At 66.6% G+C, this 23,025-nt stretch carries 20 protein-coding genes and 1 pseudogene; 9 read left to right on the plus strand and 12 right to left on the minus strand.

Going from position 1 to position 23,025, the window contains the following annotated elements; all coding sequences use genetic code 11:
* The first annotated feature begins 20 nt into the window (after nucleotides 1-20).
* On the plus strand, nucleotides 21-908 hold the full coding sequence (locus R1L06_RS05260) for a DMT family transporter (RefSeq protein WP_317217140.1): 888 nt from the start codon (nucleotides 21-23) through the stop codon (nucleotides 906-908).
* Nucleotides 909-1,049: 141 nt separating this feature from the next.
* Here the strand turns inward: R1L06_RS05260 and R1L06_RS05265 are convergent, their stop codons facing one another.
* The 3 genes from R1L06_RS05265 to R1L06_RS05275 form a co-directional block, all read right to left on the minus strand.
* On the minus strand, nucleotides 1,050-2,054 hold the full coding sequence (locus R1L06_RS05265; RefSeq protein ID WP_125892914.1) for an aminoglycoside phosphotransferase family protein: 1,005 nt from the start codon (nucleotides 2,052-2,054) through the stop codon (nucleotides 1,050-1,052).
* A gap of 99 nt (nucleotides 2,055-2,153) precedes the next feature.
* Nucleotides 2,154-3,188 carry a DUF418 domain-containing protein gene (locus tag R1L06_RS05270; RefSeq protein ID WP_317217097.1) on the minus strand — a complete coding sequence of 345 codons (1,035 nt, stop codon included), beginning with the start codon at nucleotides 3,186-3,188 and terminating at the stop codon, nucleotides 2,154-2,156.
* Complete coding sequence (locus tag R1L06_RS05275; protein ID WP_317217098.1) at nucleotides 3,185-3,775, minus strand: TetR/AcrR family transcriptional regulator; 591 nt, start codon at nucleotides 3,773-3,775, stop codon at nucleotides 3,185-3,187. Before R1L06_RS05275 ends, R1L06_RS05270 begins: the two co-directional genes overlap by 4 nt.
* A 143-nt stretch (nucleotides 3,776-3,918) precedes the next feature.
* Between R1L06_RS05275 and R1L06_RS05280 the strand changes: the two genes are divergently transcribed.
* Nucleotides 3,919-4,344, plus strand: a complete 426-nt coding sequence (locus R1L06_RS05280; protein ID WP_088025763.1) for a DoxX family protein — start codon at nucleotides 3,919-3,921, stop codon at nucleotides 4,342-4,344.
* Here R1L06_RS05280 and R1L06_RS05285 read toward each other — a convergent pair.
* Nucleotides 4,317-5,119, minus strand: a pseudogene (locus tag R1L06_RS05285) (APH(3')-II family aminoglycoside O-phosphotransferase). The gene R1L06_RS05280 and the pseudogene R1L06_RS05285 sit on opposite strands and share 28 nt — an antisense overlap.
* Before the next feature lie 41 nt (nucleotides 5,120-5,160).
* Nucleotides 5,161-5,664 (minus strand): DUF2938 domain-containing protein, encoded by a 504-nt coding sequence (locus R1L06_RS05290; RefSeq protein WP_317217099.1) that lies wholly within the window; start codon nucleotides 5,662-5,664, stop codon nucleotides 5,161-5,163.
* A gap of 55 nt (nucleotides 5,665-5,719) precedes the next feature.
* Between R1L06_RS05290 and R1L06_RS05295 the strand changes: the two genes are divergently transcribed.
* Genes R1L06_RS05295 through R1L06_RS05305 form a run of 3 tightly spaced genes read left to right on the plus strand, consistent with a single transcriptional unit; the run spans nucleotide 5,720 to nucleotide 7,874 of the window.
* Nucleotides 5,720-6,385: an ArsR/SmtB family transcription factor gene (locus tag R1L06_RS05295; protein ID WP_032129739.1), complete on the plus strand. Its 666-nt coding sequence runs from the start codon at nucleotides 5,720-5,722 to the stop codon at nucleotides 6,383-6,385.
* A 14-nt stretch (nucleotides 6,386-6,399) separates the two neighbouring features.
* The gene (locus tag R1L06_RS05300; protein WP_317217100.1) at nucleotides 6,400-7,128 is read left to right on the plus strand and encodes a GNAT family N-acetyltransferase; all 729 of its coding nucleotides are present in this window, start codon (nucleotides 6,400-6,402) and stop codon (nucleotides 7,126-7,128) included.
* A gap of 29 nt (nucleotides 7,129-7,157) precedes the next feature.
* Nucleotides 7,158-7,874 (plus strand): SDR family NAD(P)-dependent oxidoreductase, encoded by a 717-nt coding sequence (locus R1L06_RS05305; RefSeq protein WP_317217101.1) that lies wholly within the window; start codon nucleotides 7,158-7,160, stop codon nucleotides 7,872-7,874.
* Here the strand turns inward: R1L06_RS05305 and R1L06_RS05310 are convergent.
* A complete protein-coding gene (locus R1L06_RS05310) occupies nucleotides 7,868-9,379 on the minus strand; it encodes an MFS transporter (protein WP_317217102.1) in 1,512 nt (503 codons plus the stop codon). The genes R1L06_RS05305 and R1L06_RS05310 overlap by 7 nt on opposite strands.
* Nucleotides 9,380-9,499: 120 nt before the next feature.
* Between R1L06_RS05310 and R1L06_RS05315 the strand changes: the two genes are divergently transcribed.
* Together R1L06_RS05315 and R1L06_RS05320 are read left to right on the plus strand one after the other, a co-directional pair.
* Complete coding sequence (locus tag R1L06_RS05315) at nucleotides 9,500-10,402, plus strand: LysR substrate-binding domain-containing protein (RefSeq protein WP_317217103.1); 903 nt, start codon at nucleotides 9,500-9,502, stop codon at nucleotides 10,400-10,402.
* Between the two features lie 63 nt (nucleotides 10,403-10,465).
* Complete coding sequence (locus R1L06_RS05320) at nucleotides 10,466-12,412, plus strand: EAL domain-containing protein (protein ID WP_317217104.1); 1,947 nt, start codon at nucleotides 10,466-10,468, stop codon at nucleotides 12,410-12,412.
* Here the strand turns inward: R1L06_RS05320 and R1L06_RS05325 are convergent.
* The gene (locus R1L06_RS05325) at nucleotides 12,409-13,020 is read right to left on the minus strand and encodes a TetR/AcrR family transcriptional regulator (RefSeq protein WP_049398557.1); all 612 of its coding nucleotides are present in this window, start codon (nucleotides 13,018-13,020) and stop codon (nucleotides 12,409-12,411) included. The two genes, R1L06_RS05320 and R1L06_RS05325, sit on opposite strands and share 4 nt — an antisense overlap.
* A gap of 104 nt (nucleotides 13,021-13,124) precedes the next feature.
* Between R1L06_RS05325 and R1L06_RS05330 the strand changes: the two genes are divergently transcribed.
* The gene (locus tag R1L06_RS05330; protein ID WP_317217105.1) at nucleotides 13,125-14,201 is read left to right on the plus strand and encodes an MBL fold metallo-hydrolase; all 1,077 of its coding nucleotides are present in this window, start codon (nucleotides 13,125-13,127) and stop codon (nucleotides 14,199-14,201) included.
* Between the two features lie 27 nt (nucleotides 14,202-14,228).
* Here R1L06_RS05330 and R1L06_RS05335 read toward each other — a convergent pair whose 3' ends face one another.
* Entirely contained in the window at nucleotides 14,229-14,726 is a 498-nt protein-coding gene (locus R1L06_RS05335) for a helix-turn-helix transcriptional regulator (RefSeq protein ID WP_032129747.1), read from the minus strand.
* A gap of 498 nt (nucleotides 14,727-15,224) precedes the next feature.
* Between R1L06_RS05335 and R1L06_RS05345 the strand changes: the two genes are divergently transcribed.
* Nucleotides 15,225-18,344 carry a galactose-binding domain-containing protein gene (locus R1L06_RS05345; protein ID WP_317217107.1) on the plus strand — a complete coding sequence of 1,040 codons (3,120 nt, stop codon included), beginning with the start codon at nucleotides 15,225-15,227 and terminating at the stop codon, nucleotides 18,342-18,344.
* Nucleotides 18,345-18,519: 175 nt separating this feature from the next.
* On the opposite strand, the gene R1L06_RS05350 is transcribed toward R1L06_RS05345, so the two are convergent.
* Genes R1L06_RS05350 through R1L06_RS05365 form a run of 4 tightly spaced genes read right to left on the minus strand, consistent with a single transcriptional unit; the run spans nucleotide 18,520 to nucleotide 23,021 of the window.
* Entirely contained in the window at nucleotides 18,520-19,494 is a 975-nt protein-coding gene (locus R1L06_RS05350; RefSeq protein ID WP_317217108.1) for an ABC transporter substrate-binding protein, read from the minus strand.
* 16 nt (nucleotides 19,495-19,510) lie between these two features.
* Nucleotides 19,511-21,256, minus strand: a complete 1,746-nt coding sequence (locus R1L06_RS05355; RefSeq protein WP_317217109.1) for an amino acid ABC transporter permease/ATP-binding protein — start codon at nucleotides 21,254-21,256, stop codon at nucleotides 19,511-19,513.
* Nucleotides 21,253-21,804 carry a GNAT family N-acetyltransferase gene (locus tag R1L06_RS05360; protein ID WP_071228934.1) on the minus strand — a complete coding sequence of 184 codons (552 nt, stop codon included), beginning with the start codon at nucleotides 21,802-21,804 and terminating at the stop codon, nucleotides 21,253-21,255. Before R1L06_RS05360 ends, R1L06_RS05355 begins: the two co-directional genes overlap by 4 nt.
* Nucleotides 21,801-23,021: a M20 aminoacylase family protein gene (locus tag R1L06_RS05365; protein ID WP_317217110.1), complete on the minus strand. Its 1,221-nt coding sequence runs from the start codon at nucleotides 23,019-23,021 to the stop codon at nucleotides 21,801-21,803. Before R1L06_RS05365 ends, R1L06_RS05360 begins: the two co-directional genes overlap by 4 nt.
* Nucleotides 23,022-23,025 lie beyond the last annotated feature (4 nt).

Consider the following 23,025-nt stretch of genomic DNA (forward strand, 5'->3'; position numbering starts at 1 on the left):
TCTCCCCCAGCGCCACCCCGATGCGGGCGGCGCTGCTGATGCTCGGCAGCACGATGGCATTCGGCCTGATGGCCCTGGCGATCCGCTACGCCACGCGCTACGTGCCCACCCAGGAAGTGGCGTTCTTCCGCAATGCCTTCGGCCTGCTGGCACTGCTGCCGATGCTGCTGCGGCCGGGCCACGCGCCGCTGAAGACCCAACAGCTGCCGCGCTACTTCGTGCGCAGTGCGATCGGCCTGGGTTCGATGCTGTGCGCATTCTGGGCACTGGGCCACCTGCCGTTGGCGCAGGCGGTGTCGCTCTCCTACTCCACGCCGCTGTTCGTCACCATCGCAGCCGTGCTGTGGCTGGGCGAGACCGTGCGCGTGCGCCGCTGGGCCGCGGTCGTGGTCGGCTTCATCGGCGTGCTGGTGATCGTGCGTCCCGGCACCGCCGGTTTCACCGCTGGCAGCCTGGTCGCGGTGGCCGCCGCCGTGCTCAGCTCGCTGGTGGCGATCCAGATCAAGCAGCTCACCCGCATCGACAGTGCCGATACCGTAGTGCTCTACACCTACGTGTTCTGGGTGCCATTGTCGTTGGTGCCGGCCGTGTTCGTGTGGGTCTGGCCCACCGGCATGGCGTGGCTGTGGCTGCTGGCCACCGGCGTGCTGGGCACCATCGGCCAGCTGCTGTGGACGCGTGCGCTGCGCCTGGGTGAAGTCTCGGCACTGACCCCGATCAGCTTCCTGCAACTGCCACTGGTGACGCTGTTCGGCTGGCTGCTGTTCAACGAAACGGTGGACCGCTGGACGATCATCGGTGCCGGCATCATCCTCGCCGCCAACGCCTACATCGCCCATCGCGAGGCCGTGCTGTCGCGCCGCGCCGCAAGCGCAGCGGCCTCGGCGGCAGCCAAGCCCGCCGAGTAGATCCGCGCCATGCGCGGATGATTCCTGTCCGCCCGATCAACGATGGCGGCACAAAGAGCTGCCGAGCGTGACTGTAGAGTCGAGCCATGCTCGACTCATCGCGCGAAGCGCGACGGTTCACCCATGGCAGGTGACGTGCATTTACAACGCGCGATACACCCGCTCCGCCGCATCAAACACATTACCCGGCGCGAACTGCTCCCCCAGGAAGTGCAGTGACTGCCGGCGCAGTTGCGGCGAGCGCTCCTCACCATCGCTGCCCAGCAGCACCTGCTGGAACTCGATCAGATCCTGCAGGATGCGCCAGTGCCGGTACCAGGCGATCCAGCGCGGATCGCCGCGGTCGCTGCCGTAGCCGTCCTCGAAGCCCAGCGGATTCTCGCGTCCCCAGCGCCCGCCAACCGCCGCACCGATGAACATCAGGTCGCGCTCGCGCGGTGCCAGCGACAGGCCATCCCAATCGATCAGGTGCAGCCCACCGTCATTGCCCATCAGCAGGTTGCCGGCATGCAGATCGGTGTGGCACAGGTGCAGGTCTACCGGCACGTCCTGCAAGGCCGCAAGCAGTTCCCGTGCCTGCGCATGCAGCGCCGCGATGCGCGCATGCTGCTGGTCCCATACCGAAACGAATGCGCGGCCCAGCCCGTCCTTCGCGGCCGCCAGGCCCTCGCCGGCCAACCACTGCCCGACGGTCTCCAGCGCCGCGGTTTCCAGCCGGACGATCGGCAGCGCCTGCTGCAGTTCCGCCGGCAGCTGCGCACCGTGCAGGCGCCGCAGCACCTCACCCAGCCGTTTCCACTGGGTGCGGCTCAACGCTGCCTCGAATCCGGACTGGCCTTCCACATAAGGGAACAGGGTGAACTGCAATCCCCAACGTTGCACCGACGCACCACCGGTCAGTGCCGGCCACGGCGCGACGATCTCATCGATACCCAACGTGCCGCGCATCCAGTGCAGGCTGTCCCACACCGATGGGTCGACCTGGTAGGTGCGGCATTTCAACCACCACTGCCCGTGCCGCGCATCGACGCGATACACGCTGGCATTGGCGTCGGCGCCCACCGGGCGTGGCACCACGGCGGTGGGGGTGATGCCATAGGATTGTTGCAGGACTTCGCCGAGATGCTGCGCCGAAGCGAATGACATGGATGCAAGCGGAAAGTGTTACCTGCCGCCACTATCGCAGATGCGCTCGCCGCGACACAGACATGTCCGTCACAACATCGCCTCGGCACGACCAAAGAACTAGCCTGCAATACGGCGCATCACCGCCTCCAGTGGACCGCGCGCGAACTGCCATGACCACAGCCACGCCGCGCCGGTCGCCAGCATCAGGAACAGCAGCGCCCACAACAGCACCGACGCGAGCGAGGCACTGCCATCAAGCAGGCCCAGGCTTTCCAGCGTGCCCATGCCCAGCAGGATGTGACCCACGTACAGGGTCAGGGTCATGCGCCCGGCCGCGGTGAACGGCTCCAGCCAGTCGCCCGGGCGTACACGCGTCAGCCACAGGCAGGCGGCGATGACACTGCAGGCTGCGCCCGCACCGGTAAGCACGTAGGCGGGTCCTGGCGGCATCGGCTGCGTACCCAGCCACGCCTGCCACGGCGTTCCCTGCGCAATATGCTGCACGCCCTGGCCGGCGCCGATCAGCAGCAGCCCCAGCACCAGCAATGCATGCTGCACCCGAGGCTGCGACAACTGAAGGCGCGCCAGCAGCATGCCCAGCAGGAAGAAGCACAGCCACGGCATCAACGGGTGGAAGCCATTGAACAGCAGGTTGCGGGCCGCGCCCGGCCATTGCCACAGACCGGCGTATTCCAGCGTCTGCCAGTTCCATCCCTGGCTGTAATCCCAATGCAGCAACGCCCAGAACGAACAGGCCGCCAGGCCCACGATGCTGGCCAGCAACACCCGCGGCGAGGCACGCAGCCACAGCACTGCCAACGCGAAATACACCGCGTAGTAGTGCAGGATATCGGCCGGGAACAGGGTCAGGTTGAGCAGGCCCAGCACCATCAGGAACAGCGCGCGCCTCCAGGTCTGCACGCTGGCCGGCCACCACCCTTGCCGCTGCGTGGCCAGCACCAGGCCCAAGCCAGCCAGCGTAACGAACGTCGCCGAAGCCTTGCCTTCCAGCAGATGGAAGAACCCTGCCAGCCAACCCTCAGCCTCTGCGGGCACGGCCATCGCCAGACGGAAATTCACCAGCACCATGCCGGCCAGTGCCAGGTAACGCGCCAAGTCCAGACCGTGCAACCGCCGGTCAGCAGCATTCATGCGCGTGCCCCGAGCAGCAGCGCGAGCAGGCCAAGATCCAGCGATGCTTCATCGGTGCCCTCGGCTTCGCCCAGCCCCCGACGCAGCGCATCGCTTTCGATGGCATCCAGCAGCACCTGCGCCTGCAGTGCCGGCGCCAGTACGGGACGCCGACGTTCGCGCTGTGCCATCTGCTGCAGGGCTTCGGCCAGCGTCGCCTGCAATTGCCTGCGATTGGCCGCGAAGGCCTCGGCCACGGCCGGATTGCGTGCGCTCTCGGCCAGCACCTCCACCGCAAGTGTTGCCCATTCCGGCTGCCGGCACAGCGCATGGAAGTCCTGCAGGAAGGCCATCACCTGTGTGCGTTCGCCATCGGACGCGGCCAGTCGCTGCAGCAACGGTGCCAGTTCTTCGCTCTCGGCCACCGCCACCGCCAGGATGATCGCTTCCTTGCCCGGGAAGTGGTTGTAGAGATTGCCCAGGCTGACGCCGGCCGCCTGCGCGATGTCACGCATGCTGGTCTGGTGGAATCCCTTCGCGAGGAAGCACTGCAGGGCGGCCTGCAGGATCAGGGTCACGCGCTGCTCATTGCGGTCGATTCGGTTCATGCCGCAAATGGTGAACGAACGTTCGTCCAATTTAAATACGTCGAGCTGGCCACCATCGGGCTCCGTTCAGCCAGCCTTGACCTCAACTGCGGTTGAGGCCCCATGCTGCGCGGCCTGTCCCACGCTCAACCCGGAGTTCCTGCATGCCACGGATGATCACCACCCTGCTCGACAGCCGCGTGCTGTGGTTCCTCGCGCGGCTGTTGCTGGCCGTGGTGTTCCTGTCCTCGGGCCTGGCCAAGCTGCTGGCGTGGGACAACAGCGTGGCCGAAATGCAGGCGGCCGGATTGCAACCGCCTGTGCTGTTCAACATCGCCAGCGCCGTGGTGCTGCTGGGCGGCGCACTGTGCCTGCTGCTTGATCGCCTGCTCTGGCTGGGCAGCGGCGCGCTGGCGGTGTTCATGCTGCTGACCATCGTCATCGTGCATACCTTCTGGAACAAGCACGGCGCCGAACAGCAGCTGGCCCTGTTCTTCGCGCTGGAACACCTGAGCGTGGTCGGTGGCCTGATCTGCGCGGCCATCGCCAGCCATGCGCGGGCTCAGAAAAATTCGTCGAGCAACCGGTAGAACGCCAACCGTCGTTCGTCGGCAACCATGCCGTAGCGCTTGAACAGCGGCGCCACCCAACGCGTGTTGTCGAAATTGTAGACAAGGCTGCGCGCGGCCAGCGCCAGGTCCTGGTAGCGGTCGGCCACACCCAGCCGGCCACAGTCGATGAAACCAGTGAAGCGGCCCCGGCCACCATCAGGTTCGGCAGGCAGGCGTCTCCATGGCTGACCACCAGGTCTTCATGGTCGGGCCGGGTACTGCACAGTTCGGCGAAGACCTGCTGTGGGCTCTGCCCCAGGCGTTCGTCATCGAAATCATCGGCATCCACCAGGCCCGCTTCAACGCGGGCCTGCGCAACCTGCACGCGCGAGGCCAGTCGCTGGTCGAACGGACAGGCTGCCACCGGCAACGCATGCAGCCCGCGTAGCGCGTCGGCCAGCAGCTCCACCAGCTGCTGCGGCGCGAGCTCCGGCGACGAGGCCAGGTCGCGGCCAGGCAGCGCGCTCATCAGCAACCAGCGCCGGCCCGCCTCTTCGGCAGTGGCAATCACCGTTGGCACCGGTTGTCCCTGTGCCTGCAGCCAACGCAGGCGTGCGATCTCATCGCCCAGCTCACTGAAGGCGTCGATCACTTCCGACTTCAGGAAGGCATCGGCCTGGCCCGGCCGATGCACGCGGGCAACATCCGCACGCGACACACCGATCGATTGCCGCTCGATGCGCGCATCGGCCAATGCGTCCTGCCACGCCCACGGCAGCGGCATGTCATCAGTGATGAGTTTGGGTGCTTCCATGCCGAGGTGTTCCTGTTGCCGGTGACCCCACGGATTCTCGCTCATCCTGCATGGACCGCAGCCAACAACAACGCGGAAAGGTACATGCCCAGGCCGAACACACTGTGCGCCACCAGGCTGCGCAGGCGCGCCTTGCCCGGCGCCGGGGTCTTCGAAGCGGCAATGCCCGCGCCCATGCCCGGCTGCAGGATGAGGAACGGTGCGGCGACGCTGAGGATGCCGAAGGCCAGCGCCGGCCACAGTGTCGGCGCCTGCACCCAACCGTTCCCCACCACGGCCAGCAGCGACGCGGCGAAGACCACACCGATCACGTAATGCGCGGTCCAACCCAGCGCGCGCTCGCCACTGACCGCTGCCGAGCGGCCGATGCCATCGTGGCGGAAGCGCCCGCGCGGCAGATGCCCCAGCCAGCGGCCCACCATCGCGAAATCCAGCGAGGGAATGCCGAGCAGCCGCCGCTGCACCAGCGCCCACAGGTCCATCACTGCGGTCGCTCCCACGCCGACTACCACCGCATCCATCACGAATGTCGCCAAGCCAGCCATATCGCGCACCTTCAATTATTTGCTTGAATGATAGAGCGATGCTAGCGTGCGCCGCATGAACGCTGCAACAGAGCCACCGCTCTCCCCGCTGGAAGCCTTGGCCGAGATCGCCCGCACGCTCGGCCATGCCCATCGCCTGGCCCTGCTGGAGCACATCGCCCAGGGCGAACGCGCAGTGGAACGCCTGGCCGAACTGACCGGGTTGTCTGTGGCCAATACCTCCCAGCATCTGCAGCAGCTGCGCCGTGCTGGCCTGGTTCAGACCCGACGGGATGGCAAGCGCATCCTCTACCGCAGTGGTGAGGGTCCGCTGGGCAACCTGCTGGCCGCGCTGCGCGACTATGCCGACCACCAGCGCAGCGAGATGCACGGCGTGATCCACGACAGCCTGCAGCGCCGCGATGCTCTGGAAGGCCTGACTGTCGAGCAGTTGCTGGAACAACGCAGCAGCGTGGTGCTGCTGGATGTGCGGCCGCGTGAGGAATTCGATCTGGGCCACCTGCCCGGCGCGCTGAACATTCCCGTTACGGAACTGCGTGCACGGATGGACGAACTGCCGCGTGCCGTCCACATTGTCGCGTACTGCCGCGGTCCCTACTGCGTGCTGTCCAACGATGCGGTGGCGATGCTGCGCGAGGCCGGACTGACCGCGCAGCGGCTCGCCGCCGGTTACCCCGAATGGAAGGCCGCCGGCCTGCAGGTGGACCTGCCCCGGCACTGAGCGAGACACCGGTCATGGATGATGTGTTTGCCCCGTTGATCGATGCGACCTGGCGCAGCGTGTTCTCCGGGCAGCGCATGCTGCAGGATGATCCGCTGCTGCAGTTGGCGTGCAGCGATGATTTCGATGAGGGCGAGGACGGCATGCTGCTGCAGCCGGTCACGGGCCCCGCGCGCGCACTGCTGCGCCCGGCCCTGGCCGCTCGCCTGCAACTGCACGCGCAGTCGCACTGGACGCTCCCGCAGCTGCAACTGCGCCTGCAACAGCTCGGCCAGCGCACGCATGGCGCGGATCGCGTCTTCTACTTCCCTGCCGCAGAACTTGCAGCCCTGGCCGAGCGCCCTGCACCGCCACATATCCGCCGTCTCGACCCGGCCGACGCAGCCGCGTTCGACGGGTTCCAGGCCAGCGCGAGCGAGGAGGATCTGGATGCCGCCTTTGTCGAGCTGGACCACTGGCAGGTGTTCGGCGCCTTCGATGGCGAGCGGCTGGTTGCCGCGGGAAGCATGTACCCGTGGAGCCGGGATCCGGCCCTGGCCGACATGGGCGTGCTGACGCTGCCCGAGGCCCGCGGTCGCGGGCACGCGCGCCAGCTGGTACACGCCATGACCGTGTCCGCACAGACGGCCGGGCTGCAGCCGCAGTACCGTTGCCAGCTCGACAACACCGCCTCGATCATTACCGCCGAACGCAGCGGCCTGCGTGCGTTCGCCGATTGGGACACCGTTCTGGCGGCCGACTGAGGCCGCCGCAGTACAACTAAGGAAGCAACATGAAATTGATGGTCATCGGCGCCAGCAGGGGCCTCGGTCGGGCGTTCGTGGAAGGCCTGTGCAGTGCAGGCGACACCGTCATCGGCGTTTCACGCAACCGACCGCGCGATATTGAATGCCCCGAGGGCGTCACCCTGCAGTGGATCGAAGCCGATCTGTCCCAGCCCACCCTGGCTGCGAATCACATCGCAGCACAGGCACCTGCCGATCTGGATGTGCTGATCCACAACCTGGGCATCTGGGAACAGACCGCCTTCAGCGACGAGTACGCCTTCCTTGACGAAAGCGATGCCGCACTCACCCAACTCGTCGACGTCAACATCACCGCCACCCTGGTGCTGCTGCAGCGCCTGCTGCCGCGGGTGCTGGGCGCGCCACGCCCGCAGCTGGTGCTGACCGGCTCGACCTCGGCACTGCCACGCAGCGGCCGCCCGGAAGTGGCGTTCGGCGCATCCAAGTTCGCGCTCAACGGCATCGCCGATGCACTGCGCGAGGGTTTCCGCGATCGCCGCCTGGCGGTGACCAGCCTGCAGCTGGGCTACCTCAACACCGACGATGCACTGTCGGTGCCGGTGGCAGAGGCCGCAGCGCGCGGCGACGGCGAGCTGGTGCCGGTGCACGACGTCGTTGCGATGGTGCGCGCGTTGCTGCAGTTGTCACCGTCCGGCTTCGTGCGCGAACTGGTGCTGCCGGCCATCGCCGACCCGCGCTACTGACCGACTCTGCGCAGGCCAGGCTCGACCTCTTCGCGCAACAGGTACCCGAGCACGATGGCGGTCAGCACGGTCGCCATCGCCAGGACAAACAGCTGGCCACGGACGGACTCCATGTATGCCTGGGCCAGCGCCGTTCTCGAAACGCCGGGCAATGCCTCCACCGCTCCGCCAAGGTCGCCCATGGACAGCCTGTGCACGGCGGCACGGGCCACGACGCTGGCCTCAAGCGCCATACTCCCGCCAATGCGGGATGAGAGCATGATGCCGACAAGCGCGAGGGCAATGGAATCGCCTGCCAGTCGCATTGCGTTGAAGATGCCCGCGGCCATGCCTGCCTGCTCTTTGCCAACCACGCTGACCGCCAGGCCATCCATGATCCCCCAAGGCAGACCGATGCCGATCCCGATGACCAGCATCGGCATCCAGCGCACCGAAGGTAGCTGGAACACCTGGGCCAACCATGCAAGTCCAAGGGCGCCGATCAGCAAGCCAGCACAGCACAGCGTCCGCGCCGGAATCCAGCGCAGCAGGTAACCGGCAACCAGGGGAACAACCAGCAAGGGTGCAGACAATGCTGCCATCGCCAGTCCGGCTTCGGTGGGCCGCAGCCCTTCAACACCGATGAACCCCGCCGGCAGCACCACCAGAAGGACGACGTACGATAACGCAGGCGCAGCGGCGAGAATCTGCACGCCGACAAAGCGCCGGTTGCGGAACAGGCCGAGATCCAGCAGCGGTGTTCGATGTGAGCGCTCGACGGCAATGAACGCGGCCAGCAACACCATCGAGAGCGCCAGCAGTACCAGCGTCTGCGGATGCAACAGGCCGCGTTCCGGCAGCACGATCATGGCGTAGGTGAGTGACCCCAGCGCCAGCATGAAGGTGACGGCGCCAAGCCAATCCAGGCGTGGCGAACCGGTGCTCTTCGATTCGACGGATGACAGGGCGACCAACGGTACGGTCAGGGTGGCCAGCAACGCAGGCAGGAAGAACACCCATTCCCAGCCCAGCGCATCGATCAATCCGCCTGCCAGCAGCGGACCGCCTGCGGCCCCTGCACCAAAGGTAGTGCCGATCAGGCTGAACACCCTGGCCCGCGCCTGGCCGTCGAACACCTGCGCCAGCGACGCCATCGCACCGGCAAACGCAGCCGACGCCGCCATCCCCTGAAGCAGTCGCAGTGCATTGATCCACGCCACATCGGGCATCAAGGGGATCAGGCCGGTGACCAGCGCAAACGACGCGCCGCCCAGAAGCCAGATCCGGCGCCTGCCATGCAGATCGGCCAGCCCACCGGCCACCAGCGTGGTGCAGCCGTAGGTCAACAGATAAGCGTTGATGATCCAGGACAACGCCGCAGGCGAACCGCCCAGCGCGTCCCGGATGGCGGGAATGCCAACGGCGGGGCTGGCAATGCTCAACGGAATGGTGAGCGCCGTCAGGCAGCCCGCAATCACCACTCCAAAGCGTGATGATCCGGCCGTCTCAGCAGAGGCAACAGACATGTCGATGAAGCTCCAGCGTGGCCAGGCGCCACCCCATTGATGCTATCGACGACGCTATCGCCTAAGAATCCATCGTTGCGTCCGTGCTTTAATGACATTAACGTCATCAATTGCCATGTCATGGACAGCTTTGCCGGTCTCAGCCTCTTCGTTCTGGTCGCCGAGGCACGCAGCTTCGCGGCCGCAGCGCGACAGCGTGGCATCACCCCTTCGGCGGCAAGCAAGACCATCGCCAGGCTGGAGGAGCGTCTGGGCGCCCGCCTGCTGAACCGCAATACCCGCAGCGTCAGCCTGACTGCCGAAGGCGAGCAGTTCCTCGAACGCTGCCGTCGCATCATGACCGAGGTCGCCGCAGCGGAGCGCGAGCTGACCGACGCCCAGGCCGCGCCCAGCGGTCGCCTGAAGGTCAGTCTTCCACTCGCCAGCGGACTGATGCTGCCGGTGCTATCGGCCTTTGCGCACCGCTTTCCCGCCATCGAACTCGACCTGCACTTCAGCGACCGTCTTGTCGATGTCATCGAGGAGGGCTTCGACGCCGTTGTCCGCACGGGCAACCCCGCCGACTCCAGGCTGCACGGCCGCAACCTCGGCAGTGCCCGCCTGCTCTGTGTGGGCGCCCCTGCGTACTTCGCCAAGCGCGGCACGCCACAGCACCCGGATGATCTGAGCGGCCACGCATGCCTCCTCCATCGCTTTCCCGGCACCGGCCTGATCGAACGTTGGCCGCTGCCCACGCATGAGGGAGGCACTGAGCCACGGCTGACTGCCGCAATGACCGCCAATCATCTTGAGACGATCCTGCACATGGCCATTGATGGCCATGGCATTGCGTGCCTGCCCGACTTCGCCACGCGTGATGCGCTGGACCGCGGTGAACTCATCAGCGTCCTGGACCCATGGAGCACCGAGCGCAGCACCTTCTGGGCCCTCTGGCCAAGCCATCGCCATCAGCAGACGCGTGTACGCGCATTTGTCGATTTCATGGCCGAACACCTCCTGCCCGAACCCAGCCAGTGCAATTGAACCTGCGCCCTGCTGCGACTACGCTGCTCGTCACTGGCCGTCGGTCACAGGCGGGAACCTGCTATGGATGCGCTTTCACGGGTCTCGGCCCAGGTCCTGGACAGCGCCCTGCCCAGCCTGCCGCTGTACCTGCTGCAGGCCACGGCGGTGATCGGCATGATCGGCGTGCTGCTGATCGCCACCCGCCGCGCCGGCCATGCCATTGAAGGCCGTCGCCTGTATGTCGGCGTGGCGCTGGGCCTGATCTACCTGTTCAATTCCTGGTTCGTGGCCCGTTACACCCAGGGAGTGGTCAAGCTGCACCTCGGCTTCGACATCCTGCTGGTCAGTGGCCTGCTGGGCGGTTGGCGCGGCGGCCTGACCTGCCTGGCCGCCAGCCTGCTGGCGCGCTACCAGTTTGCCGGCACCCAGTATTTCCTGCCGGCCGGCCTCGAGGCCACGCTGCAGATGCTGGCCGGCGTCTGGCTGCGCAGGCGCCTGCACCCGCGCATGCTCAATGAGCTCTCGCTGCGCGTGATCCTGCAGGCCTGGGGCGTGCGTATCGCCGTCACTGCGTTGGGCCTGGCACTGGGCGTCGCAATCATCGGCGCCAATCAGCTGCCCGTGGAGGAGTTGGCAATCCAGCGGCTGCTGGCACTGCCACTATCGCTGCTGATGCTCGGCGCGGTGTTCGCGCTGGTCTACAACGATGCGCAGATCGATGCACAGCGTCAGCGCGAACAGGCCTGGCTGCGCATCGATCCGATCAGTGGCCTGCCCAACATGCGTGCACTTGGCGAACGCCTGCAGCATTACTGGCGCGACAACGACGGCATCGGCAAGGCCTGCCTGATCGTGGCCGAGATGGGCAACCTGCGCGATCTGCGCCTGCGCTACGGGCTGCTGCAGGACAACGGCCTGTGGCAGCGCGACAGCACCGACGAGGTGCATCGGCTGCTGCCCTCGCTGCCAGCCGGGCAGCTGGAGATCTACCAGTTCGGCGATGCCGCGCTGGCGATCCTGGTGCGCGACCTGACCTTGTCCGAACTGCGCACGCAGCCGCAGATCACCGAGCTGGCCAGCAACCTGGCCGATCGGGTCGGCCGCGATTGGCCCGGCTTCCGGCCGCTGTTCCGCTGTGCGGTGGTCGAACTGAAGCCCCCAGCCGATGCCGACGAAGGACATCTTCCGTTCCGCGCGATCACCGTGGCGCTGAGTGCGATCGAATCAGGCGTTGTGTTCTTCGACGATCCGATCCAGCGCGACAGCGAGATCGACGCCCTGATCGAAGTCGCCCTCGAACGCTGGTTGCAGCAGGGAGATGCCCCCCTGTGCTACCAGCCCAAGCATCGCCTTCAGGATCGCCAGCTGGTCGGCGCCGAAGCACTGCTGCGCATGCGCGACGGCGAGGGCCGGCTGATCGCGCCGATGCGGGTGATCTCGCTGCTGCGCCGACAGGGGCGGTTGGCTGAACTGGAATGGGCCACGCTGCAGTCGGCCATCCACTTCCTGCAGCAGTGCCGACGCGATGGCTCGCAGCTGAAGATCGCCGTGAACGTTTCGGCCGAGTCACTGCGCCTGCCCGACTTCGGCCTGCGCCTGCAGGAATTGCTGGCACTGCACGATGTGCCCGGCGTGATGCTGCGCCTGGAGATCGTCGAATGGACTGAGATCGTCGAGCGCGACGTGGTCGATGCCAACATCGCACAGCTGCTGGCGGCGGAGGTCACGCTGTCACTGGATGATTTCGGTGCCGGCTATTCAACCCTGATCCTGCTCTCGCAGCTGGCCATCGCCGAGGTCAAGATCGAGCAGGCGTTGATTGCCACGCTGTCCGACGCCAAGTCGCAGTCGATCGTTCGCTTCATCGTCGAAGTCGCGCATCGCTGCGGTGCGATCGTGGTGGCCGAGGGTACCGAAACCCTCGCGCAGGAACAGCAACTGCGCGCACTGGGTGTGGATGTCGGCCAGGGTTATCTGTACTCGGCGGCGCTGCCGGCCGACGAGTTCCGCCGCTTCGCCGCCAGCTAGACCGCGTAGTAACCCAGGAACATCGCCACCGCCGATTCGGCCACGCGTGCGCGCTCCTGTTCGTTCAACGGCGCCTGCCCCATCGTCACCTGCGGCCAGAATGCAAAGCTCTTCACCAGCCCGTGCAGCTGGTGGCCGGCGAACTCCGGATCGACCTGGCGCAGCCGGCCATCGGCGATTGCCGCGCGGATCCATGCGCTCTCGCCACTTTCCTTCTCGCCCATGCGGCAGACGATGGCCTGCGCCCGTTCCGGTGAGTGGATGATTTCGGCCATCGCCACTCGCGCCAGGTCGATGAAGTTGGCATCACTGAGCAGCTCCAGCTTCTGCCCCAGCAGCTGCATCAGCTGCGCCTGCAGCGGCTGGTCGGCGCGGTACGGCAGTGCGTCGCTGGCCACGCTGCGCTCCCACAGCTCCTCCAGGATCATCGAGAACAACGCTTCCTTGCTCGGGAAGTGGTTGTAGACGGTGCGCTTGGAGACCCCGGCCACCTCGGCGATGCGGTCCATGCTGGTCGCCTCGTAGCCCGATGCACGGAACTCCTCCACCGCCGCACGCACGATGGCTTCGCGTTTGCGGTCGGTCAGGCGTTGCGGGGCACGGGACATGGCGGAAACCGGATAGCTGAACGGACGCCACCATTTTACACCCGGCAGTGTACTTTTGAAAAACACGAAACTACACTGTGCAGTGTACCCAGCGGACGTCACCCATGAAGCGCCTGCTCCTTGTCCTTTTGCTTGGAATCCTCGCCGTGACCGCCTACACCTTCTGCAAGTCCTGGTCCCTCCCCGACTTCCCCGATTCGCCGCAGTACCGCGACGGCAAGTTCCGCAATGCCCTGCCGCGTCCGGCGATGGGCGTGCGCGATGGCGCGGAGATCTGGTGGACGTTCCTGTTCAACAAGCCCAAGGGCACCGTGCCCGCCCACCCCATTCCCGTGCTGCCGCTGGACCGTGCAACCCTGGACGCCGCGCCTGATCGCAGCCTGTTCCGGCTCGGGCATTCCACGATCCTGCTGAAGTTGCGTGGCCAATACTGGCTGACCGATCCGGTGTTCTCCGAGCGCGCCTCGCCGGTGCAGTGGATGGGCCCGGCCCGCTTCCACGCGCCGCCGATCAGCATCGACCAGCTGCCGCCGATCGCCGGCGTGATCCTTTCGCACAACCACTACGACCACCTCGACCATGCCGCGGTGATGCAGCTGGCCGGCAAGACCGCGCGCTTCATCGCACCGCTGGGCGTGGGCGACCAGTTGATTGCGTGGGGCGTGGACGCCAGCAAGGTCGAACAGCTGGACTGGTGGCAGTCGACCGAAGCCAGCGGCCTGCGCCTGACCGCCACCCCGGGACAGCATTTCTCCGGCCGCGGTCTGGGCGACAGCGATCGCAGCCTGTGGGCGTCATGGGTGATCCAGGACGGCGACTTCCGCATCTTCTTCAGCGGCGACACCGGCTACTTCGACGGCTTCAAGGCCATCGGCGAGAAGTACGGCCCGTTCGACCTGACCATGATCGAAACCGGTGCCTACGACCCGCGCTGGGCCTTCGTGCACATGCAGCCCGAGCAGACCCTGCAGGCTCACCTTGACCTGCGCGGCAAGTGGCTGCTGCCGATCCACAACGGCACCTTCGATCTGGCGCTGCACGCCTGGCAACAGCCGTTCGAGCGCATCACTGCATTGGCTGGCGCAAAGAACGTGCCGGTGGCCACGCCGATGATGGGCGAAGCGCTGGACATGCAGGCGCCGCAGGCGGGTACACGCTGGTGGGAGACGGTGGAGCTTTAGTGAGGTGGTCGCCGATTCTTGCCGCCACTACGTCTTTGAGTGAAGCCTGCGCCCTTCCCGGTCCAGATTGAGCTGCAACGCGGCAGCGGCGAGTTCCGTCATTTCCACCGTGACTTTGTCGCTGCCACGCGCTCGCAGCCAACCGAGAATGTCGACGAGGTGCCAGATCGAGGTCGAGCCGTCATGCACTGGGGACGGAAACGACTGCGGGTTGGCCAGCATGAGCTTCCGCATGTTCTGACGCGACATTCCGACCAGGTCTGCTACGTCAGTGAGCCCCACCAGATCGGGGCTCACTTCAACCAGCTCGGCACCGGGCACGGCCCGCTGCACATCGTCCAACGCCGAACGCAGGGCAGCCGCTGCGTTTTCCGCTTCGCGGCAGAAAGCCAGGGCCAGCCTTCCCGGTAGCCCAAGGCCCACAAGCGCATCGTCACAGCCGCCTTCGGCCAGGCGCTGCTCGAGGACGCCGATTTCATCACCTGTGTCCGCCAGGCGGTATTTCAGGGTGAAGTTGAATTCCATGATTGCCCCCTTCGCTTCTGACGAAGCCTGATCTCATTGCTCACGACTGCAGTTCTCGACCACACGGCGCAAGGCGCGCGCGTGATTGCCAGGACTGCGCGGCGTGCTCCAGATGCTCACGACGCAGAACTCTCCACATCGGCAGTCGGTGTCGTTGTAAGGGCAATACATGCGGCCCCACGCATGGCTCCCACCTACACGGAGGGTCCAACCTCGAGCTTCCGCGAACCGCAGTACCCATTCGACGTCCTTGTCGGGATGACGAGCACGAGACATTCCTTGCTCTCCCTAGTCTGCACATGACATACCCGGGTTGTCAAATGACAACCCGGGCAATTCGACCTTGGGCAATGACCCTAGGCGATCCTGGCCATGCGTCCAGAGCCACATCCGTCAACGCCCGCCGCATCCCTTACCGCAGCGCGTCATGTAAACGGTTACATCACTTGCTAGCGTAGCGCTCGCCCGATCCCGGCCGAACCTGCGAGGCTGTCTGTAATGGCATTTCGCGTTGAACGCTCCACGGTCCTCAAGCTGCCCTCCTCTTTCCGCCCCACCGCGGTCCTGCTGTTTGTCGGGCTGGCCATGTCCGCGCATGCCCAGAACCTGCCAGCCCGCGACCAGTGGCAGGCAAGTGCGTCGTCGCAACAGGTTCCGGCGATGGCCATCAGCCACCTGATCGACAACGATCCGAAGACGGTGACCGGCGGTGCCTTCAGTCCGGGCCACTGGTTCCAGATCGACCTCGGCGCGCCAACAATGCTGGCCGGCGCACGCCTCACCTGGGATGTCTCCAACCCGGAAGGCTATTCGCTGCAGACCTCGCTGGACGGCACGCAGTGGCAGACCGCCTACACCATGGCCGATTCGCTGGGTGACGTGGAAACGCTGTACTTCGCGCCACGCCAGGCGCGCTACCTGCGGTTGGCCAGCCCGCAGCGCACGTCCGATTGGGGCGTGTCCATCTTCGAAATGGAGCCGCTGGACAGCACGCTCAGCGCACGCATCAGCGGTGTCGATGCAGCGCAGGCGGCGGCGCTCTGGCAAGGCGGTGGCACCGTCGCGGTTCCAGCCGGAAAAGGTGGATCCCATACGCTCGAGATCATGCTGCCTCGCACCCAGTCCACGGCCGGTCTCGCGGTCGACTGGGCCGATGGCGGGCGCGGCGCCGCCCGCTTGCAGGCGCAGGATGCACAGGGCCGCTGGCAGGACCTCGCACACGATGCACAGGCGGCCAGCCATCGGCAGAGTTGGCTGGCTGCTGACACGGCACAACCCCTGCGTGCGTTCCGGCTGAGCGTGGACGGCCCCGCACCGCAGGTCGCGCGACTGCGCCTGCTCGGGCCAAAGGCGGTAATGACGCCGATGAAGCGATACCAGATCACCGCCAGCGGCGCTCAGCGCGCGCTGTTCCCGGCATCGCTGCAGATGCAGCAGACCTACTGGACCGCCGTCGGTGTGCACGCAGGACGACAGAAATCGATCTTCGACGAATACGGCAATCTGGAAGCCTTCAAGGGCGCGCCGCTGGTGCAGCCGATCTGGCGTGGCGCTGACGGGCGTGCCGCTGGCGCGGCAGGACAGCCGATACAGCACGCGTTGCGGGATGGCTGGAAGCCGATGCCCTCCGCCACCTGGTCACCGCAGCCCGGCCTGGAGCTGCGCAGCGAGGTATTCGCCATCGAGCGCGACGGCCAGCCGGTAACGTTCTTGCGGCATCGCCTGCACAACACAGGCAGCGCCAGGATCGAAGGCACGCTCAGCCTGGTCGTGCGCCCGATGCAGATGAATCCGCCGTGGCAGAACGGCGGGCTGTCGCCGATCCGCGAGGTCGCCGTCGAAGCCAACACGGTGCGCATCAATGGACGCACGCTGCTGCAGTCGCTCACGCCGGTGGCTGCGTCCGGCGCGGCGCCGTTCGGCAAGGATGGCGCAACGGAAATCACCGCGACCCTCGCTGCCGGCCAGCTGCCCTCCACGCAACAGGCGCGCGACGACGAGGGTCTTGCCTCGGCTGCGTTGAACTACCGCGTATCACTGGCACCGGGGGCCAGCGATGCCATCGTGGTCGCGTTCCCGCTGGGTACTACCGCCGCCGATACCAAGGGCGCACTGCCCGAAGCGCCTGCGCTCGATCTAGCAACACTGCCCCGCGATGCCAATGCGGCGTTCGATTCCCTGGCCACGCAGGCCTCCGCGGACTGGCAGGCACGGCTGGGCCAGGTCGGCCTGCGCCTGCCCGATCCCTCACTGGTCGACATGCTGCGTGCGCAGGCCGCCTACATGCTGATCAACCAGACCGGCCCGGCCATGCAGCCCGGCCCGCGCAACTACAACCGCTCCTTCATCCGCGACGGCATGGCCACCTCGGCGATGCTGCTGCGCATGGGTGAAGCCAAGGTCGCGCGCGACTATCTGGGCTGGTACAGCGAACACGGCGTGCATGCCAACGGCCTGGTCTCGCCGATCCTCAACGACGATGGCAGCGTCAACACCGGTTTCGGTTCGGATATCGAGTACGACAGCCAGGGCCAGTACGTGGCGCTGGTGGCCGATGTCGCGCGCCTCGATGGCGGACCCGAATCGGTACGTGCCTATCTGCCGAAAGTGAAGGCAGCGCTGCGCTTCCTGCAGGAACTACGCGAACGCACGCTGGTGCCCGGCTACAAGGCCGACCAGCCAGCGCCGGAGCGCTTCGCCGGCATTCTTGCGCCGTCGATCAGCCACGAGGGCTACCCCTCGCCCACTCACAGCTACTGGGATGACTACTGGGGATTGAAGGGCTGGCACGACGGCGCGTGGCTGGCTGAATCGCTGGGCGACCACGAGACTGCAGTGTGGGCACGCGAACAGTACAAACTGCTTTACGACGCGCTGCACGCCTCGATCCGGGCGACGATGGCGTGGAAGGGCATCGACTTCATTCCCTCCTCGGCCGACCTCGGCGATGGCGATCCCACCGGAGTTTCGATCGCACTGGACCCGACCGGCGCACAGAGCGTGCTGCCCGCCGAGGCGCTGCGGACCACCTTCGCGCGCTACCTGGAGGACGTCCGCAAGCGCAGCCAGCCCGGTGCGCTGTACGCGTACACACCGTACGAGATCCGCAATGTGCTGAGCTATGTGCACCTGGGCCAGCCGCAGGTGGCCGATGAGCTGCTGCAGGGACTGCTGCATGATCGGCGCCCGCTTGAGTGGCAGGTGCTGGCCGAAGTGGTGCATTCACGGCTGCGCTTCCCGCGCTACCTCGGCGACATGCCGCATACCTGGATCGGTGCCGAATACGGCCGCACGCTGTTCGGCATGTTGATGCGCGAGGACGATGACGCGTTGTCATTGCTGCCGGGCACACCGCCTTCGTGGGTGGCGGGCGATGGATTGGCGGTGGAGCGTCTGCCGACCGCGTATGGCGCGTTGCAGATGCAGGCGCGGCAGCGCGACGGCACGCTGACGGTCACGCTTGGCGAAGGGCTGCGCAAGGACACCGCCGTGCGCATGTGGTGGCCGAGCCGGACCGCGCCGAAGTCTGTGCGCGTGGATGGACGTAGCGTTTCCGACTTCGATGCCGAGGGCGTGCGCCTGGCGAAACCGTTCCGGACGTTGGAAGCGGTCTGGTAATGCAGCCGAGCATGGCTCGGCTCTACAGAAATCAGACTCTGCGAATAGATCCACGCCATGCGTGGATGCTCTTGTAGAGTCGAGCCATGCTCGACGCATCGCACACCACGCGAACTGCAGCCGAGCATGGCTCGGCTCTACAAAAGCAGCGGTAGCTGCCGGGCGATGCCCGGCGTCAGAGCGTCGGCAGCCCCGGCGGGTTGGTCTGCGACTGCGGCACGGCCTCCTCGGCCACATTCCATCGCTTCAGCGCCTGCGCATAGGTGCCACTGCCGATCTGGGTATTCAGCGCCTGCGTCACCGCATCAGCCAGGCCGCTGCCCTTGCGCGTGGTCACCGAGATCGCCGCGGCGTTCGGCCAGCCCCCCGGGAACAGGCCCACACGCCGCACCTTGCCATCGCGCGCCGAATAGGCGCCGGTGGCGTTGGGCTCGAACGAGACATCGGCGCGCCCGGTGATCACCGCCAGCCGCCCAACCACGGCGTCATCGAAGTACTGGTACTCCACCGGCTTCAAGCCAGCGGCGATGTTCTGCTGGTCCCACTGGCGCAGGATCTGGTCCTGGTTGGTGCTGGCGCCGACCACCACCTTCAGCCCGGCCACGTCAGCCGGCTTTTCGATCTTCTGGATCGGCCCATCAGTGCGCGTATAGATGCCGAGCAGGTCGTAGCGGTAGCTGGAGAAGTCGAACTTCTTCTTGCGCTCTTCGGTAACCGTCACATTGGACAGCACCGCATCGTACTTGCCTGATTCCAACCCCAACGGCCAGTCGGCCCACGCCACCGGCACGATCACCAGCTTCAGGCCCAGCCCATCGGCGATCAGCCGTGCGATGTCCGGCTCGATGCCCACGACGTCCTTGCTGTCGGCGCCGTAGTCGGCCAGCGGCAGCTGCCCCGGATGGGTGGCCACGGTGAACGTACCGGGCGTGACAAAGCGATAGTCGGCCGGGATCAACGCCTGCGCCTTCGGATCGAGCGTGCCCTTCAGGATGGCGGTGTTCGCACCCGCCAGGCTGGTTGCGGCCACGGTGCCGGCATCCGGTGCCTGACGCACGCGCGAATAGACAATGCCGACGATGCCGATGACCAGCACGCCCACGATCAACAGGGTGCTGCGTGAGGGGCGACGCGGTGCTGCAGGGCTCATGGTCTTCCTTCCGGGGTTACAGGGTCTTGGCCAGGAAATCGGCGGTGCGTTGCTGGCGCGGGCGCTCGAACAGCGCCTCGGGCGTGCCCTGCTCGATCACCCGGCCCTGGTCCATCATCACCACGTGGTCAGCCACCCGGCGGGCGAAGCTCAGCTCATGGGTGACGATCACCAGCGTGGTGCCGGAACGGGCCAGCTCCTCGATCACGCTGAGCACTTCGGCCACCAGCTCCGGGTCCAGTGCCGACGTGGGTTCGTCGAACAGCAGTACCTTCGGTTGCAGCGCCAGCGCACGGGCAATCGCGATGCGCTGCTGCTGGCCGCCGGACAGCTGGCGCGGGAAGGCATCGGCCTTGTCGGCCAGGCCGACCCGCTCCAGCAATGTCCGCGCCTGCTGCTCGGCCTGCGCACGCGACACGCCACGCACTGCGATCGGTGCCTCGATGATGTTCTCCAGCGCGGTCAGGTGCGGGAACAGGTTGAATCCCTGGAACACCATGCCCACTTCCGCACGACGGCGGCGGATCTCACGCTCGGGCAGCTCGTACAGGGTGTCACCATCGCGGCGGTAGCCGATCAGCTGGCCGCCGACGGTCACGTAACCGCTGTCGGCACGTTCCAGGTGGTTTATCAGCCGCAGCAACGTGGACTTGCCGGCGCCGGACGGGCCGATCAGCACCGTCACGCTGCCAGCGCGCAGGTCCAGGTTCACGTCTTCCAGCACCGGCTGGTCGCCGAACACTTTGCCCACACCATGCAGCGATACCGATGCCCCCTCGCCCGCTTCAACCTGCGCGGCGATGCGCGGGCGATTGACCACGCGCGGTGCAGCCTCACCTGTGGCGCGCGTCGGTGACGAGACACGCGATACCGAACGCTCGCGCTGCAGCTGGCCGCGCGCGAAGCGCTGCTCCACCCGTCGCTGCAGCAGCGACAGCACGGTCAGGATCACCAGGTACCAGACCGTGGCCACCATCAGCAGCGGCACCACTTCCAGGTTGCGCCGGTAGATCACCTGCACGGTGTAGAACAGCTCCGGCAGCGCCAGCACGTAGACCACCGAGGTGCTCTTGGCCAGGCCAATCACATCGTTGAACGCTGCCGGCAGGATCGAGCGCATCGCCTGCGGCAGGATGATGCGGCGCACCTGGCGGCCACGTGGCAGGCCAAGCGCCGCTGCGGCTTCGTACTGGCCATGGTCGACCGACAGAATGCCGCCACGGATCACCTCGGCCGAGAACGCGGCCTGGTTCAAGGTGAGGCCCAGCACTGCGGCGGTGAACACACCGATCAGCTGCGTGGTCGGGTACGAGAACAGGCTGATGCCGGTGAACGGCACGCCCAGCTCGATGGTGCTGTACAGGTAGCCCAGGTTGTTCAACAGCAGCAACAGCACCAGCAGCGGAATCGAGCGGAACAGCCACACATAGCCCCACGACACCGCCGACAGCAGCGGCGAACCGGAGACGCGGGCCAACGCCAGCAAGGTGCCCAGCGCGAAACCGAGGCCAGTACCCAACGCGGTCAGCAGCAGCGTGCGACCCAGGCCTTCCAGCACCGGGCGTGCGAAGAACCACTCGGCGAACGTGCCCCAGCCCCAGCGCGGATTGCCAAGCACTGATTGCAGCCCGATCAGGATCAAAGCCAGCGCCAGGAGGGTTCCGACCACCTGCAGAGGATGCCGGGCCGGCACGATCTTCAACGCCGGGGTGGGCGCCGGGCGTGTGGCAATGCCATCCAGCACGGTCGAAGGCGTGCTCATGCGTGGGCTCCGTGCAGCTCGGTCTGTGATGGCACGGCGGCTGGCGCCGATACGCCCAGGTGCTTCTCGAACGGCAAGTGGGCGATGGATTCCGGATCGGCCTCCAGATCGAACAGCGCGGTGTAGCCGTGGCTGAGGTACAGGCCGACGGCTTCAGGCTGGCGGAAGCCGGTGGTCAGGAACACCCGTCGGTAACCCTGGCGCGCCGCCTGGTCCTCCAGTTCCTGCAGTACACGCCGCGCGATGCCCTGGCGGCGCAGGCCCGGCAGCGTCCAGATGCGCTTGAACTCGGCGGTGTCCGGATCGCGGTGCGGCATGAAGGCACCGCCGGAGATCGCCACACCATCGCGCAGCAGCAACACGAACGCCCCTACCGGCGCCGCGAACGCCTGCGCCGGGTAGCGCTGCAGTTCCTCGCGGGCGCTGCCGCCGATGCGTCGACGCACGTCGGCGTAGCGGCTGTCGTACTCCTGCTCCAGGCCATCGAACAGCGGCCGCGCCAGTGGATCATCCACCGAGGTGTAGAGGAAGCGTTCGTTGCTGCTCATGCCACGTCCTTCACCAGATAGTCTTCAGCCAGCCGCGCCCACAGGCTGGCGGCGGGTGCGATGGCGGCGTCGTTGAATACATAGCGCGGGCTGTGCAGCGGTGCGCTGTCGCCGTTGCCGACGAACACGAAACTGCCCGGCCGCGCCTGCAGCAGGAAGGCGAAATCCTCGCTGGCCGTGCGTGGCGCGAACTCCGGTACCACGTGTTCGCTGCCGAAGCCCTGCACGGCCACGTCGCGGATGTAGGCGGTCTGCTGCGGGTTGTTGATCACGCTCGGGAAGCCACGCGGGAACTCGATCTCCGCGCGCGCGCCGAACGCGGCGGCGGTCTGCTCGGCGACCTCGGTAACACGGCGCCGCAGGGTGTCACGTACCTCGGGCAGGTAGGCGCGCACGGTCAGCTTCAGCTCCACTACGTCCGGGATCACATTGGCGGCCTGCCCGCCGTGGATCGAACCGACGGTGACCACGCCCATCTGCCGTGGATCCACATTGCGCGAGACAACGCTCTGCAGCGCCGTGACGATATGCGCCGCCGCCAGGATCGGGTCGACACTGCCCTGAGGCTCGGCGCCATGACCGCCCTTGCCGATCACCTTCAGCCGCGCCCAGTCCACCGACGCCATCGCCGGACCGTCGACGAAGCCGAAGTGCCCCACCGGCACGCCCGGCCAGTTGTGCAGCCCATAGATCGCATCCACCGGGAAGCGTTCGAACAGGCCGTCGGCAATCATCTTCGAGGCCCCCGAACCGGTTTCCTCGGCCGGCTGGAACACCAGCTGCAGGGTGCCGTCGATGCGGCCGTGATGGGCCAGGTAGTGCGCCGCGGACAGCAGGATGGCGGTATGCCCATCGTGGCCGCAGGCATGCATCAGCCCCTCGTTCTGGCTGGCGTAGGCCAGGCCGGAATCCTCATGGATCGGCAGTGCATCGATGTCGGCACGCAGTCCAAGGCGACGGCTGCCCTGCCCGCGCTGCAGCGTACCGACCACGCCGGTGCCACCGAGACCGGTGGTGACCTCATAGCCCCATTGCTGCAGCAGCTCAGCCACGCGTGCGCTGGTGCGGTGCTCCTCGAAAGCCAGCTCCGGGTGGCGGTGCAGGTCATGGCGGATCGCGATGGCCGCCTCGGCGCGTGCCGCGATTTCAGGCAGTACGCCTGTTGCCGGCGAGTTCCGCCGGGCGTGGCCCGGCGCTACCGATGTGTCTCCGCTCATCGTC

Source organism: Stenotrophomonas mexicanensis, from assembly GCF_032911605.1.
GTDB lineage: Bacteria > Pseudomonadota > Gammaproteobacteria > Xanthomonadales > Xanthomonadaceae > Stenotrophomonas > Stenotrophomonas maltophilia_A.

What these genes read in the sequence shown, in the direction of transcription:
- R1L06_RS05345 (WP_317217107.1), top strand. Translation starts at nt 15,225, where the DNA reads ATGGCATTTCGCGTTGAACGCTCCACGGTCCTCAAGCTGCCCTCCTCT.
- R1L06_RS05335 (WP_032129747.1), bottom strand. Translation starts at nt 14,726, where the DNA reads ATGGAATTCAACTTCACCCTGAAATACCGCCTGGCGGACACAGGTGAT.
- R1L06_RS05320 (WP_317217104.1), top strand. Translation starts at nt 10,466, where the DNA reads ATGGATGCGCTTTCACGGGTCTCGGCCCAGGTCCTGGACAGCGCCCTG.
- R1L06_RS05330 (WP_317217105.1), top strand. Translation starts at nt 13,125, where the DNA reads ATGAAGCGCCTGCTCCTTGTCCTTTTGCTTGGAATCCTCGCCGTGACC.
- R1L06_RS05355 (WP_317217109.1), bottom strand. Translation starts at nt 21,256, where the DNA reads ATGAGCACGCCTTCGACCGTGCTGGATGGCATTGCCACACGCCCGGCG.
- R1L06_RS05290 (WP_317217099.1), bottom strand. Translation starts at nt 5,664, where the DNA reads ATGGCTGGCTTGGCGACATTCGTGATGGATGCGGTGGTAGTCGGCGTG.
- R1L06_RS05315 (WP_317217103.1), top strand. Translation starts at nt 9,500, where the DNA reads ATGGACAGCTTTGCCGGTCTCAGCCTCTTCGTTCTGGTCGCCGAGGCA.
- R1L06_RS05260 (WP_317217140.1), top strand. Translation starts at nt 21, where the DNA reads ATGCGGGCGGCGCTGCTGATGCTCGGCAGCACGATGGCATTCGGCCTG.
- R1L06_RS05295 (WP_032129739.1), top strand. Translation starts at nt 5,720, where the DNA reads ATGAACGCTGCAACAGAGCCACCGCTCTCCCCGCTGGAAGCCTTGGCC.
- R1L06_RS05280 (WP_088025763.1), top strand. Translation starts at nt 3,919, where the DNA reads ATGCCACGGATGATCACCACCCTGCTCGACAGCCGCGTGCTGTGGTTC.
- R1L06_RS05360 (WP_071228934.1), bottom strand. Translation starts at nt 21,804, where the DNA reads ATGAGCAGCAACGAACGCTTCCTCTACACCTCGGTGGATGATCCACTG.
- R1L06_RS05365 (WP_317217110.1), bottom strand. Translation starts at nt 23,021, where the DNA reads ATGAGCGGAGACACATCGGTAGCGCCGGGCCACGCCCGGCGGAACTCG.
- R1L06_RS05350 (WP_317217108.1), bottom strand. Translation starts at nt 19,494, where the DNA reads ATGAGCCCTGCAGCACCGCGTCGCCCCTCACGCAGCACCCTGTTGATC.
- R1L06_RS05310 (WP_317217102.1), bottom strand. Translation starts at nt 9,379, where the DNA reads ATGTCTGTTGCCTCTGCTGAGACGGCCGGATCATCACGCTTTGGAGTG.
- R1L06_RS05300 (WP_317217100.1), top strand. Translation starts at nt 6,400, where the DNA reads ATGGATGATGTGTTTGCCCCGTTGATCGATGCGACCTGGCGCAGCGTG.
- R1L06_RS05325 (WP_049398557.1), bottom strand. Translation starts at nt 13,020, where the DNA reads ATGTCCCGTGCCCCGCAACGCCTGACCGACCGCAAACGCGAAGCCATC.
- R1L06_RS05265 (WP_125892914.1), bottom strand. Translation starts at nt 2,054, where the DNA reads ATGTCATTCGCTTCGGCGCAGCATCTCGGCGAAGTCCTGCAACAATCC.
- R1L06_RS05270 (WP_317217097.1), bottom strand. Translation starts at nt 3,188, where the DNA reads ATGAATGCTGCTGACCGGCGGTTGCACGGTCTGGACTTGGCGCGTTAC.
- R1L06_RS05305 (WP_317217101.1), top strand. Translation starts at nt 7,158, where the DNA reads ATGAAATTGATGGTCATCGGCGCCAGCAGGGGCCTCGGTCGGGCGTTC.
- R1L06_RS05275 (WP_317217098.1), bottom strand. Translation starts at nt 3,775, where the DNA reads ATGAACCGAATCGACCGCAATGAGCAGCGCGTGACCCTGATCCTGCAG.